The sequence below is a fragment of the Paraburkholderia bengalensis genome (genome assembly GCF_037126505.1).
Lineage (GTDB): Bacteria > Pseudomonadota > Gammaproteobacteria > Burkholderiales > Burkholderiaceae > Paraburkholderia > Paraburkholderia bengalensis.
Window position 1 is genome coordinate 1 of sequence record NZ_JACFYJ010000035.1, and the last position, 13,394, is coordinate 13,394.

Consider the following 13,394-nt stretch of genomic DNA (forward strand, 5'->3'; position numbering starts at 1 on the left):
CGGAGGCTGCGGTTGCGGCAGCGGCTTCGGTGGCGGCTTCGGTGGCGGCTTCGGTGGTGGTTTCGGCGGCGGCTTTGGAGGCGGTTTCGGCAGCGGCGGTTTCGGCAAGGGTGGCGGCTACGGCGGAGGTTCCGGCTCCGGCGGCGGTCACGGTGGCGGCAGCGGACACTGAGGCCGCTGGACGGCGCCCGCCGCACCGTCCTACGACGACGACAATCGCGCAATGCAGGCGCTTCCTGGCCAGCGTTGGCGGTGACGCCCGGTCCCCCGGTCGGGCGTCACCGCCCCTCGCCGAAAAGCTTAGAGCATCTCGAGCGGCTGCTTGCTGCGCGGCGGACGGAAGTGCGCATCGATCGCCGCGAGGTCGTCGGCGGAAAGCGGCAGGTCGAGCGCGCGCCGGTTGTCGCGCACATGTTCGATGCGCCCGGACTTCGGAATCGCGAACACACCGGGCTGGCGCAACACCCACGCGAGCGCGACCTGAATCGACGAGACGCCGTGCTTCTGCGCGAGATCGTCGAGCGGCGAGCGCCTGGGCAGGCGCGCATGATCGACGGGGCTATACGCCATCGCGGGCATCTTGCGGCCGGCGAGCCACGGCAGCAGATCGAATTCCGGCCCGCGCCGCGCGACGTTGTAGAGAATCTGATTCGTCGCGCATGCATCGCCGCCAGGTACGCCGACGAGTTCTTCCATGTCGTCGACATCGAAATTGCTCACGCCCCAGTGGCGAATCTTGCCGTCGCGCTGCAGCGCTTCGAAGCCGGCCACTGTTTCTTCGAGCGGCACGGAGCCGCGCCAGTGCAGCAGATACAGATCGAGGCGATCGGTCTTCAGCCGCCTGAGCGACTGCTCGCAGGCATGCTGCACGCCGCGCTTGCTCGCGTTGTGCGGATAGACCTTGCTGACGAGAAACACGTCGTCGCGCAGGCCTTGCAGCGCTTCGCCGACTAGCGACTCCGTGGCGCCCTCACCGTACATTTCCGCGGTATCGACGAGTGTCATGCCGAGTTCGATGCCGGCGCGCAGCGCTTCGATTTCGGCCTTGCGCCGCGACGGATGCTCGCCCATTTCCCACGTGCCCTGCCCCAGCTTCGGGATGCGCTCGCCGTCGGGCAGCGTCACGCTGGCAATGTCGTTCGTCATGATTGCGTCCTCGCGGATGATGTCGTGAAGGTCGATGCAGTCAACCCGATGAGTGTAGCGCTTCGTCGCGACGCGCATCGGCGTCCCGGCAAAACCCCGCTATAACGCCGCGCGCCAATGACATAGAATTGCCGCTTGCCCTTCTTGCGCCCGTCACATGAACTCAGCCTCGGAAGACCGCTGGCGCGATCTGCGCCCGGACCCGGAAAACGATACGCCGCTGTACCTTCAGCTCGCCCGCAAGCTCGGCAACGCGATCCACGAAAACCGCTGGAACGCAGGCGAAGCGCTGCCTTCGGAGCGCGTGCTGTCGGATGCGCTCGGCGTGTCGCGCATCACGGCGCGCAAGGCGATCGCGCTGCTCGTCGAACAAGGGCTGATCCGCCGCTCGCAAGGCGCGGGGAGTTTCATCACGCCACGCTACGAAGACCCGCTGTCGCGGCTGTCGAGCTTCAGCGAAATGCTGCGCCGGCGCGGCTTCACACCAAGCTCGCAATGGCTGTCGCGCGAAATCGTGCCCGCCAACCGCGAAGAAGTCATCCAGCTCGGGCTCTCGCCCGCTGCCGCCGTCGCGCGACTGCGCCGCCTGCGTCTGGCCGATGGCATCGTGATGGCCGTCGAAAACTCCACGTTTCCCGCGTCGGTCATTCCCGACCCGCAGGCGGTCGGCGATTCGCTGTACACCTATCTGGAACAGCGCGGCTTGACGATCGTGCGCGCGTTGCAACATTTTCGCGCGGTCAACGCGAGCGACGAGATCGCGCAGCAAATGAGCATTGCGCCGAACGATGCGCTGCTGCTGATCACACGCGTTGGCTACACCTCCGACCAGCGCGCCATCGAGCTCACCGACACCTACTGCCGCAACGACTACTACGACTTTGTCGCGGAGCTGCGCAAATAGGGCTCACGAATCGGGCTCACGAATAAAGCTCACTGCGAGAGCTCACTGCGCGCACGACGAGAGCACGAGGTTCAATCGTCCCAGCTTGCCGCATGCGTGCCGATGGGCACGGGCGGCCGCGCATAAAACGCGGGCGTCTCCGACAGGCGCTCGGCGGGCGCCGCCGCTCGCACGCGGCCAAACGGCGAATCGACGTCGTGGAGGGCGTCCTGCACGTCGCCGAAGGTAACGTCGGGCACGCGCCAGCCGTCCTCGATCTGTCCCATCGACTGCAGCCAGCGCCCCGTCTGCGCGAGCGACAGCCGCACATGCCAGCTGCCGCCCTCTTGCGCGCGGCGCGCGAGCGCGACCATTGCGCCGAATGCGGCCAGATAGCCCGTGGCGTGATCGAGCGCCTGACACGGCAGATGCTTCGGTCCATCGACGCCCGCCGCGCGGCTCTCCGTGTACGCGATGCCGCTTGCCGACTGCACGAGGCTGTCGAAGCCGCGCCGCGTCGCCCACGGACCCGCGTGCCCATATGCCGACACCGACACGCAAACGATGCCCGGCCTGATGCCCGCCAGCGTGTCAGGATCGAAGCCGCGCGCCGCCAACGAACCCGGCCGATACGCCTGCAGGAACACATCCGCTTGCTGCGCGAGCGCTCGAGTTGCGCGCGCGCGGCCGCATCGCGCAGATCGAGCGTCGCCGAGCGCTTGCCGCGGCCATTGTCGATCACGAGCGGCGCGATGTTCGGCAGATGCGGGCCGTTGATCAGCAGCACGTCGGCGCCATGCTGCGCGAGCGCGCGCCCCGCCACCGGCCCCGCGATGATGCGCGACAGGTCGAGCACCCGCGTGCCCGACAATGGCCGCTGCGCCGCGCCTGCGCCAGGCGCTTGCGGCGGCGCGTCCCCGATCCGTTCGATTTCGAACAGCGGCAGATTGGCGATCGCCTTCGCCTGATCGAGCGCCGCCCATTCTCGCGGCGAGCGGATCAACGCGGCGCACAGGCCCGCATCGGCGAGCGTTTGATCGAGCGTTGCGCCATCCCATTCACGAATCGCTTGCGCGACGGCGCCGGGGTCGCCGTCGCAGCAGAGTACCTTCAGCACGCCCTGCAGATGATGCGGAAAATTCGTGTGCAACTGAATCCAGCGCCCGTCGCGCGTCGCGTAGAAGCCGGTGACGGCGTGACGCAGCTCGGGCGGCGAGCCGTCGTTCACACGCAGATAGCGCTCGCTGCGAAACGCGACGAGCGCGCGCGGCACGCTGACGTCGACGCGCTGCATGCGGCCCGTGCGCAGCCTGAAGCAGTTCGCGGCCGCGAGGCCGACAGCCGCAATCGACGCGCTCGCAAGCGTGCCGACGCGAAACACGGAAGGCAAGGCGGGGTCGCCGCCGTCGATGTGGGCATGCGCGAGCAAGGTGGAATCGCAGCCAGCCACGGACCACAGATGATCGAGAGCGAGTTCGGGCGTCATGATGAGCGGACCTGTTTCGATGAAGTGCGTGGCCCAGTCTAGATTTGTGCCGCGCCTCGATCAATCTTGATTAATATAATCAATATATATCGATTTCTTTGGCTTTCCCGCTCCGATATGACCCAGCCCGTGGTGAACCAGCGCATGTCCGTGCCGCGTTATCTGTCCGCCGACGAAGCCGCCGCGATGCTCGGCATCAGCGTGACGACGCTCTATGCGTACGTGAGCCGCGGCATGCTGCGCTCGTCGCCCGATGCCGGCAGCAAGCGGCGCCTCTACGACGAAAGCGAGGTGCGGCGGCTCGCGCGCCGCAAGGCGGACGGCAAGCGCGCCGGCAAGGTTGCGCAAAAGGTGCTGGACTGGGGCGTGCCCGTGCTCGAATCGTCGATCACGCTGATCGCCGACGGCAAGCTGCTTTACCGCGGCCGCGACGCGGTGGGACTTGCGCGCACGGCGACGCTCGAAGACGTGGCGGCGCTGCTGTGGGAATGCAGCGCGCGGCGCATCGCCGAAGCGCCCGCCGCGCCGCTTGCCGCCGCGCAATGGTCGGCGTGGCTGAAGCTGTGGAGCGACAGCGCGCCGCTCGATCGCGCGCTGGTGCTGTTGCCCGCCGCCGCCGCGCAGATGCCGCGCGTCTGGGCGCTCGGCCGCGACGCGCAGCTCGACAACGCCTGCGTGCTGATCCGGCTGCTGGCAGCCGCGATGATTTCCGCCGCGCCGTCGAACGAACCGCTGCACAAGCAGCTCGCCGCCGCGTGGGGCGTGCGCAATCGCGCGCAGGTCAATCTGCTGAGAGCGGCGCTCGTCGCGTGCGCCGATCATGAACTGAATGCCTCGACCTTCACGGTCCGCTGCATCACGTCGACGGGCACGCATCTGTTCGGCGCCGTCGCGGGCGGGTTGGCCGCGCTATCGGGGCCGCGGCACGGCGGCGAGACGGCACGCATCGCCGCATTGTTCGACGAGGCCGCGCGCGCCGCCGACCTCGACCGGTATCTGGCGACGCGGCTCGCGCATCATGAAGTCGGCGCGCCGGGCGCGGTGATTTCCGGCTTCGGGCATCCGCTCTATCCGGACGGCGACCCGCGCGCGCGCTGCTGCTCGATCTGCTCGACGAATCCGCGCCCGCCCGCTCGCCGCTTGCGCAAGTGCAAAGGCTCGCGCGCGCCGTACATGACACGACGGGCGCCGCGCCGACCGTCGATTACGCGCTGGCGGCTATCGAGCGCGTGCTCGGACTGCCCGCCGGCGCGGCCTTCACGCTGTTCGCCGTGGGCCGCGTGACGGGCTGGATCGCGCACGCGCTGGAGCAGACCAGCGACGGCCGTCTGATCCGTCCGCGCGCGAGGTACGTCGGCGCGTACGAAGCGGACTGATTTGCCGGCTGCGGCGTCTCAGGCCGTCGCGTCTCAGACCGTCATCAGCCAGCGCGGCATCCACGTCCAGCGTGCCGGGCGCTGCCGCTGCACACGAACCGTGTCGTCCGCGCCGCCCGCTACCGACAGCGACAGCCGCGCACCGTCGCGCCCCGCGCTCAGCCATGCCACGGCCCCGCGCTTCAGTTCGTACGATTCGCCCGCCGCGAGCCAATAGTCTTCGGCATCGCCTTCGACGGTCAGCCAGAGTTCACCCGCCAGCACGTTCACGGCGAGCGGCTGCGCGACGCGCCAGGCGCTGGCCGGCTCGCCGCGTTCGAGTTCGAAAGTCCGGATTTCACGCATCGCTCGCTCCTTGAAGTGCTTTTTCGCTTGCATCCATTATTGGCGTGCGATGATGTCCGTCACATGCACAGTCCTGAACAGTTTCAGAAGAACTGTACAGTCGTAAAACCTGACAGTTGCCGGCGATTCAACCATGACAGCCCGCAACCGGGAACACGCCCATGAAACTAGACATCGACCTGAACCGCGAAACAGGCGTCCCCCTCACGGAACAGATCGTGAGCGGCGTGCAGGAATGGATACGCTCGCGCACCGCGCATCCCGGCGCGAAGCTGCCGTCGATCCGCCAGTTCGCCGCCGACAACGACATCAGCCGCTTCCCGGTGATCGAGGCGTACGACCGTCTGGTGTCGCTCGGCTATCTGGATTCGCGGCCCGGGTCGGGCTTCTACGTGGCCGAACGGCATCGTGCGATGAGCGCGCAGGGCGCTTCGGACCCGCGCCGCGCCGAGGACGAATCGGTGCACATCATGCAGCAGTTCAACCATCCGGGCGAAGCGCTGAAGCTCGGCAGCGGGTTCATTCCCGAAGCGTGGCGCGACATGGACAGCCTCGCGCAGGCCATTCGCCACGTGTCGCGCACGGACGGCGCGAGCATGATCGATTACGCGACGCCGCTCGGCAACGCGACCTTGCGCGAGCATCTGCAGACACGCGTCGCGCAGCTCGGCATCGAGGCGCAAGCGTCGCAGATCCTGATCACGATCGGCGCAAGCCAGGCGATGGACCTGGTCATGCGCTACATGCTCAAGCCCGGCGACACGATCTTTGTCGAAGATCCCGGCTACTACAATTTCAACGGCTTGCTGAAGCTGCATGGCGTGAAGCTCGTCGGCATTCCGCGCACGCGCACGGGCCCCGATCTCGACGCGCTGCACGTGCAGTTGCAGCAGCACCGGCCGAAGCTCTTCTTCGTCAACACGGTGTTCCACAACCCGACGGGCACGACGATCGCGCCGCCCGTCGCGTTCCGTCTGCTCGCGCTCGCGCGCGAGCACGGCTTCAAGATTCTCGAAGACGACATCTACGCCGACTTCCAGGCCGACGCCACGGACCGCCTCGCCACGCTCGACCAGCTCGAACACGTGATCTACATCGGCGGGCTGTCGAAGACGCTGTCGTCGTCGTTGCGCATCGGCTATGTGATCGCGGACCACGCGACCATCAAGGATCTCGCCGACATCAAGATGCTGACGAGCATCGGCGGCTCGCGTTTCGCGGAGGCCGTGACCGTCGCGCTGCTCGAACGTGGCATGTACCGCAAGCATCTGGAAAGGTTGCGGCGGCGCATGCGCGACGCCCTCGGCGCGACGGCGCAGGCGCTCGAAATGAGCGGCTGGGAAGTGTTCGAGACCCCGCTCGGCGGCAAGTTCGTGTGGGCGCGCGTGCCGCACGTCGAGGATGCGCAACGGCTCGTCGAATGCGGCGCGCCGCTCGGCGTGACGGTGGCGCCCGGCAGCTACTTCCGCCCGAACGCGGAACCGAGCCCGTGGATACGCATCAACGCCGCGTTCGCGAACGAGCCGCGCGCGCGCAAATTCTTCGAGGCAGCCGCGCAACTGGCGCCATAGCAGAGAGTCCGGGCGCAACGCTTGCTGGCTCGCGTGAGCGTCAATCGCTGCCGCCCACTCGCGAAGCCGGGACTCGCGAACCGTAGACCGCCATGTTTTTTCCTTAGAATGTGGCTCCCCGCCCTGCCGCCCTGCTCACGCCTTCATGTCCGACCCGACCGAATCCGCCCCAGCCGCACGCAGCCAGCCCGCATCGAAGACAGCACCCACGGCCCGCTCGCTCACCGTGATGCTGTGGATCGTCGCGACGGGCTTCTTCATGCAGACGCTCGACTCGACGATCGTCAACACCGCGCTGCCCGCGATGGCGACGAGCCTCGGCGAATTGCCGTTGCGCATGCAATCGGTGGTGATCGCGTATTCGCTGACGATGGCCGTGATGATCCCCGTATCCGGCTGGCTCGCCGACAAGCTCGGCACGCGGCGCGTGTTCATGAGCGCGATCCTCGTGTTCACGATCGGCTCGCTGCTCTGCGCGAACGCGCAGACGCTCACGCAGCTTGTGTGCTATCGCGTGCTGCAGGGCGTGGGCGGCGCGATGCTGTTGCCCGTCGGGCGGCTTGCCGTGCTGCGCGTGTTTCCCGCCGAACGCTATCTGCCCGCGCTGTCGTTCGTCGCAATTCCGGGGCTGATCGGGCCGCTGATCGGGCCGACGCTCGGCGGCTGGCTCGTCAAGATCGCGTCGTGGCACTGGATCTTTCTGATCAACGTGCCCGTCGGCATCATCGGCGTGATTGCGACGTTCGTCTTCATGCCCGACAGCCGCAATCCCGACACCGGGAAGTTCGACATCAAAGGCTATTTGCTGCTGATCGTCGGCATGGTGTCGATCTCGATGGCGCTCGACGGCCGTACCGAGTTTTCGATCCAGCACGCCACGGTCCTGATGCTGCTGATTCTTTCGCTCGGCTGTTTCGTCGCCTACGGCCTGCACGCGGTGCGCGCGGCGAACCCGATCTTCTCGCTCGATCTGTTCAAGATCCACACGTTCAGCGTCGGGCTGCTCGGCAATCTGTTCGCGCGCATCGGCAGCGGCGCAATGCCGTATCTGATTCCGCTGCTGTTGCAGGTGAGCCTCGGCTACAGCGCATTCGAAGCCGGCCTCATGATGCTGCCTGTCGCCGCCGCGGGCATGTCGTCCAAGCGGCTCGTCACGCGCCTGATCATGAAGTACGGCTACCGGCGCGTGCTGGTGACGAACACGGTGCTGGTCGGCCTCGCGATGGCGAGCTTCTCGCTTGTCAGCGCGCATCAGCCGCTGTGGCTGCGCCTCGTGCAACTGGCGTTCTTCGGCGGCGTCAATTCGATGCAATTCACCGCGATGAACACGCTCACGCTGAAAGACCTCGGCACGGGCGGCGCAAGCAGCGGCAACAGCCTGTTCTCGCTCGTGCAGATGCTCGCGATGAGCCTCGGCGTGACCGTCGCGGGCGCGTTGCTGACCACCTTCACAGGGCTGATGCCGCGCGTCACGGCGGCCAATTCGCTGCCCGCCTTTCACGCGACCTTCCTGTGTGTCGGGCTGATCACGGCGGCGACGTCGTGGATCTTCGCGCAGTTGTCGGCCGACATCCGGCAGCCCGTGCGGCGTTCCGATCCGCAAGAGCGCACATGACGCGGCGCGCGCCGCGAACCTGATCGGGGCGCGCGACGCACCATCGATGTGCGCTTCGCGCCTCGCGCGCATGACAGCGGCGGCGTTCCCGGCGCACAATCGAGGGCGCCGCGCGGCGGGCGGCCCGCATGCGCCCTGCAGATGACCCGCAGGTGCCCCTGTTAGCGGCGCAATCCACGGCGGCCTTGCGGCGAAACGCGCAGTGCGGCGCCATGCGCATGTTTCTTGCTGTCCTATCCTGTAAACTTGAAGTCTTCGCGCATATCGCGCGGCCCGCCTCGCTTCTCAAACGACGACCGACACGATGAGCATGATCGAACTCGATCCTCCCGGCTTCCAGCCTCCGCGCCCCGTAGCAGGCGATGAAGGCTCGCGCCGCACCGTCCGGTATGGCGGCTACACGGTTTTCAGCGTGTTTCAGCCGGTTTTCTCGGTGTCGCACCGTCGTGCGATCGGCTATCACGCGTCGCTGCGCGCGCACGACGAAAACGGCAAGCAGGTGCCGTCGGCCGAAGTCTTCACACAGGCCGCGCGGCGCGGCGATCTGCTCGAACTGGGCCGCCTTGCAGAGTCGCTGCATCTGGGCAACTTCAACGCGTTCGACAGTCACGACGAATGGCTCTTCCTGAGCCTGCACCCCGCCGCACTGATGGACACGAGTTACGGCGACGCGCTGCTCGCGGGCCTCAAGGCGCTCGGCTTGCCGCCGCAACGCGTGGTGCTGGAGGTGTCCGAACAGGCAGGCGGCGAAACCACGCGCTTCGCGGACATCATCGACTCGTTGCGCAAGTCGGGCTTTCTGATCGCGCTCGACGGCTTCGGCGCGAAGCATTCGAACATCGACCGCGTGTGGAATCTGCGGCCCGATATCGTCACGCTGGACCGCTGCATCCTCGCGCAAGCCAGCGAGCATTCGCATATCGAGCGCGTGCTGCCCGGCATCGTGTCGATGCTGCACGAGTCAGGACAACTGGTGCTGATGGGCGGCCTGACGACGGAGCGCGACGCGCTGATCGCGCTCGAATGCAATGTCGATTTCGTGCAGGGCACTTTCTTTGCGGCGCCAAGCGTCGAGCCCGTCGCGCGTCAGGCGACGGTGAAGCTGATGGACGAACTGTCGGCGGCGCTGCGCACGCGTGGCCGAGCGCGAACGCGCGCAGTCCGAGCGCCTGGCGCCGTTCGTCACGGCGCTTGAAGCCGCGAGCGCGCAACTCGTCGAAGGCGAATCGATGGCGGACGCCACGGCGCCGCTGCTCGCGCTGCGCGAAACGGCCCGCTGCTTTCTGCTCGATGGCTCGGGCCGTCAGATCGGCGACAACGTGCTGCCCACCGGCCGCGCGTCGCAACGCGCGAAGCGATTCCGGCCGCTGCTCCATTCGGAAGGCGCAAGCTGGGAGCGTCGCCCGTATTTCATCGCTGCCGTGCGCGCGCCCGGTCAGGTCCATCTGACGCCGCCGTATCTGTCGATCAACGAGGCGCACCTGTGCGTGACGGCGTCGATCGCGGCGGAAACGGTGCGCGGCATGCAGGTGCTATGCGTCGATATCAACTGGGAAGTGGCCGCGCATCGTAACTGACGCAGCCTGGCTGCTGACGGGCTGCAGCAGCCGCATGACGGCCGCGCGTCCGAATACGCGCGTGGCGGGCGCGAGCCTTATCGCCGCCGTCACGATGCGCAGCGCGACGATGCGCTCATCCTCGCCGATCGTGATGTCGAGCAGCGCGTCGAACTCGCCGTCGCGCATCAGCGCCACCGCCTGCGCACCGTTCATCGACACCGTCTCTACCTGATCGCCACGGCTTCTCATCGCGAGCGTCGCCGCGACCTGCTCGGCCGTCGCGACGGCATCGACGGTTTCGGGCGCGTCGCTGATCACGCTCGGCACGTCGCAGAACAGACGGACGAGGCCCGCGCGGTCGTGCGTCTCCAGCGCCGCCCGCAAGCGCTCGACGATGCGCGCATGCGCGGCGGGATCGGCGGGCTTGTCAGCGGGCTTGTCGGCGTACTTTTCGCCGCGCTTACCCGCATACTTGTCGGTGCACTTCAAGGGCACGCCTGCGCGCTTCAGACGCTCTTTCGCGCGATGCACCATCTGCCGGCAGTGCGCGGGCGTCCTCGCGAGAATCTTCGCGATCTCCGCGTAATCGCAATCGAAGGCTTCGTGCAGCACGAAGGCGGCGCGCTCCTCGGGCTTGAGCCGTTCGAGCAGCAGCATCAGGCCGTACGACATCTGCATGGCCTGCAACGCCACGTCTTCCGCCGATGGCGCGAGCCCCTCGATCCACGGCTCCGGCATCCATGCGCTCGCACGCGTCGCGCGCTCGATCCGCAGATGCCGCAAGCGATCGATGGCAAGACGCGTCGCGATGGTCGTGAGCCACGCGGCGGACGAGCGCAGCTCGCTGGCGTCGGCGGCATGCCATCGGAGCCATGCGTCCTGCACGATATCTTCCGCTTCCGCGCGGCTGCCGAGCATCCGGTACGCGAGTGCGAACAGCTTCGCGCGCATCGCCTCGAATTCCGCTGCCTTGGTTCTGTCCGTCCGGTCCATGCGTCCCGCTCCTGTCGCTTTGTCTCGTCTGTTGACGGCCAAGCCGCCTGCAATGTGACAGGTCGGCGCAAAAATTTTTTCGTCGGTCTGCCTGTCACATCGCGCCGCGCTTTCGCGTCATGCGACTGAACCCGCCCCGTGCGGGCCATTCAGCCAATCAGCGAGGCAACGCATGCACCGTCCGTTTTCTTCCACCACCTATTCCGGTCTCAATCTCGTGCCGACCGTGATTGAGCAATCGAGCCGCGGCGAGCGCGCCTACGACATCTACTCGCGTCTGCTGCGCGAGCGGATCGTGTTTCTGGTCGGCCCCGTCAACGATCAATCGGCGAGCCTGATCGTCGCGCAACTGCTGTTTCTCGAATCGGAGAACCCCGATAAGGATATTTCGTTTTACATCAATTCGCCGGGCGGTTCCGTCTACGACGGCCTCGCGATCTTCGACACGATGCAGTTCATCAAGCCCGACGTATCGACGCTGTGCACCGGCTTTGCGGCCAGCATGGGCAGTTTCCTGCTGGCGGCGGGCGCGCCCGGCAAGCGCTTCGCGCTGCCGAACGCGCGCATCATGATTCATCAGCCGTCGGGCGGCGGCCAGGGCACGGCGTCCGACGTCGGGATTCATGCGAAAGAAGTGCTGTACCTGCGCGAGCGGCTCAACAGCGTGCTGGCGCAGCGCACCGGTCAAAGCATCGCGCAGATCGAGAAAGACACCGACCGTGACAACTTCATGTCAGCCGCTGCGGCCAAAGCGTACGGCATCGTCGACGATGTGCTCACGACGCGCGCGCCCGCTTCCGTCGATATGCTGCGCAGCGCCGGCTGACGACGCGCCTTTTCCCGTGCGGCGCGGCGCGGCGCACGCTGCGCAGCGGGAACAGCAATTGCGTGGCGATGGTATTCGCGTGATGGCGAGGCGGCGCCCGACCGTGCCAATGCTCGATCGATGCGGCATTGTGTGAGACGATCGAGCCTGCACTTCCACTGGAGAAGCATATGGCGTCATCCCAGGATACCGTCAGCATGGCGCTGTTCTGTGATTTCGAAAACGTGGCGCTCGGCGTGCGCGACGCGAAATACGAGAAATTCGACATCAAGCTGGTTCTCGAACGACTGCTGCTCAAAGGCAGCATTGTCGTGAAGAAAGCGTATTGCGACTGGGACCGCTACAAGGGCTTCAAGGCCGCGATGCACGAAGCGAACTTCGAGCTGATCGAAATTCCGCACGTGCGGCAGTCGGGCAAGAACTCCGCGGACATTCGCCTCGTCGTCGACGCACTCGATCTTTGCTACACGAAGTCGCACGTGAATACATTCGTGATCATCAGCGGCGATTCGGATTTTTCGCCGCTGGTGTCGAAGCTGCGCGAAAACGCGAAGCAGGTGATCGGCGTGGGCGTGCAGCGCTCCACGTCCGATCTGCTGACGGCCAACTGCGACGAATTCATCTTCTATGACGATCTCGTGCGCGAAAGCCAGCGCGCCGCCGCCAAGCGCGACAACGTGAAGGCTGCGCAACAACAGGCCGCGCAGCAGGCATCGAAACGCGCCGATGGCGAGAAGCGCAAGGAAGATCTGGAAACGCGCAAGACCAAGGCAATCGACCTTGCGGTGCAGACCTTCGACGCGCTCGCATCCGAGCGCGGCGACAGCGGCAAGATCTGGGCCTCTGTGCTGAAGAATGCGATCAAGCGCCGCAAGCCCGATTTCAACGAGACGTACTACGGGTTTCGCGCGTTCGGCAATCTGCTCGAAGAGGCGCAGTCGCGCGGTCTGCTCGAAGTGGGCCGCGACGAGAAGTCGGGCACGTTCGTCTATCGCAGCGCCGGGGCCGCGGCTGCGCCTGTCGAGGTCGTGACGCCGCGCCCGCTCATCGAGGAACGCGGCTACGAACCCGGCGACGAATGGGCAGCGTTGCCCGCTGCCGCAGAAATCGTCGATATCGAAGAGGCGGCTGTCGCGGGTGCGCCTGCCGATCAGGGCGTCGCAGAACGGGAGACGGCTGAAGCCGCGCCGTCCTCTGGCGCGACCGAGCGCGCGGAAAGCGGCCAGGACGAGAAGCGTCACAAGGGTCGCGGCGCGCGCAAGACCGCGGCGAAGAAGGCAAAGAAAGCGAAGCCCGCGAACGCTGCCGAAAGCGATTCGGGCTTGCCGCTCTTCGCCGAAGCGCAGGCCGTGCCCGCGCCGCAGGCTGCCGCGCCGGAATCGCACACGCCAGTCGTCGCGGAAGAACAACCCGCATCGAAAGCATCAGCCGCAAAGAAACCTTCGCGCAAGTCCGCGACGCGCAGCCGCCGGCCTCGCAAGACGGAAGCAACGAGCGAGCCGGAGTAAGCCGCTCCTGATCGCGATGCATCAACGCGAACGCCGCTCGATGAGCGGCGTTTTTTTATGACGCTTCGTTTTGCTGCCGCGCATTC

At 66.5% G+C, this 13,394-nt stretch carries 8 protein-coding genes and 3 pseudogenes; 7 read left to right on the forward strand and 4 right to left on the reverse strand.

Annotated features, from left to right (window positions below; genetic code table 11):
* Positions 1-300 precede the first annotated feature (300 nt).
* Positions 301-1,146 carry an aldo/keto reductase gene (locus H3V53_RS20735; RefSeq protein ID WP_336599562.1) on the reverse strand — a complete coding sequence of 282 codons (846 nt, stop codon included), beginning with the start codon at positions 1,144-1,146 and terminating at the stop codon, positions 301-303.
* A 157-nt stretch (positions 1,147-1,303) separates the two neighbouring features.
* Here H3V53_RS20735 and H3V53_RS20740 point away from each other — a divergent pair, with 157 nt between their 5' ends.
* Complete coding sequence (locus tag H3V53_RS20740) at positions 1,304-2,050, forward strand: UTRA domain-containing protein (RefSeq protein ID WP_054916893.1); 747 nt, start codon at positions 1,304-1,306, stop codon at positions 2,048-2,050.
* A 71-nt stretch (positions 2,051-2,121) separates the two neighbouring features.
* Here the strand turns inward: H3V53_RS20740 and H3V53_RS20745 are convergent.
* Positions 2,122-3,515: pseudogene (locus H3V53_RS20745) on the reverse strand (CoA transferase).
* A gap of 144 nt (positions 3,516-3,659) precedes the next feature.
* Here H3V53_RS20745 and H3V53_RS20750 point away from each other — a divergent pair.
* A pseudogene (locus tag H3V53_RS20750) lies at positions 3,660-4,891 on the forward strand (citrate/2-methylcitrate synthase).
* A gap of 33 nt (positions 4,892-4,924) precedes the next feature.
* Here H3V53_RS20750 and H3V53_RS20755 read toward each other — a convergent pair.
* The gene (locus tag H3V53_RS20755; RefSeq protein ID WP_336599563.1) at positions 4,925-5,236 is read right to left on the reverse strand and encodes a DUF2917 domain-containing protein; all 312 of its coding nucleotides are present in this window, start codon (positions 5,234-5,236) and stop codon (positions 4,925-4,927) included.
* A 161-nt stretch (positions 5,237-5,397) separates the two neighbouring features.
* Here H3V53_RS20755 and H3V53_RS20760 point away from each other — a divergent pair, with 161 nt between their 5' ends.
* From H3V53_RS20760 to H3V53_RS20770, 3 genes and pseudogenes are all read left to right on the forward strand, one after another.
* Complete coding sequence (locus H3V53_RS20760) at positions 5,398-6,807, forward strand: aminotransferase class I/II-fold pyridoxal phosphate-dependent enzyme (protein WP_054916898.1); 1,410 nt, start codon at positions 5,398-5,400, stop codon at positions 6,805-6,807.
* Between the two features lie 145 nt (positions 6,808-6,952).
* The gene (gene mdtD, locus H3V53_RS20765; protein ID WP_336599564.1) at positions 6,953-8,422 is read left to right on the forward strand and encodes a multidrug transporter subunit MdtD; all 1,470 of its coding nucleotides are present in this window, start codon (positions 6,953-6,955) and stop codon (positions 8,420-8,422) included.
* Between the two features lie 304 nt (positions 8,423-8,726).
* A pseudogene (locus tag H3V53_RS20770) lies at positions 8,727-9,999 on the forward strand (EAL domain-containing protein).
* Here the strand turns inward: H3V53_RS20770 and H3V53_RS20775 are convergent.
* Positions 9,955-10,974: a sigma-70 family RNA polymerase sigma factor gene (locus tag H3V53_RS20775; protein WP_336599565.1), complete on the reverse strand. Its 1,020-nt coding sequence runs from the start codon at positions 10,972-10,974 to the stop codon at positions 9,955-9,957. The pseudogene H3V53_RS20770 and the gene H3V53_RS20775 sit on opposite strands and share 45 nt — an antisense overlap.
* 172 nt (positions 10,975-11,146) lie before the next feature.
* Between H3V53_RS20775 and clpP the strand changes: the two genes are divergently transcribed.
* Together clpP and H3V53_RS20785 are read left to right on the forward strand one after the other, a co-directional pair.
* Positions 11,147-11,800, forward strand: coding sequence for an ATP-dependent Clp endopeptidase proteolytic subunit ClpP (clpP, locus tag H3V53_RS20780; RefSeq protein WP_336599566.1), 654 nt, complete (start codon positions 11,147-11,149; stop codon positions 11,798-11,800).
* 170 nt (positions 11,801-11,970) lie between these two features.
* Complete coding sequence (locus H3V53_RS20785) at positions 11,971-13,308, forward strand: NYN domain-containing protein (protein ID WP_336599567.1); 1,338 nt, start codon at positions 11,971-11,973, stop codon at positions 13,306-13,308.
* The last annotated feature ends 86 nt before the right edge of the window (positions 13,309-13,394 follow it).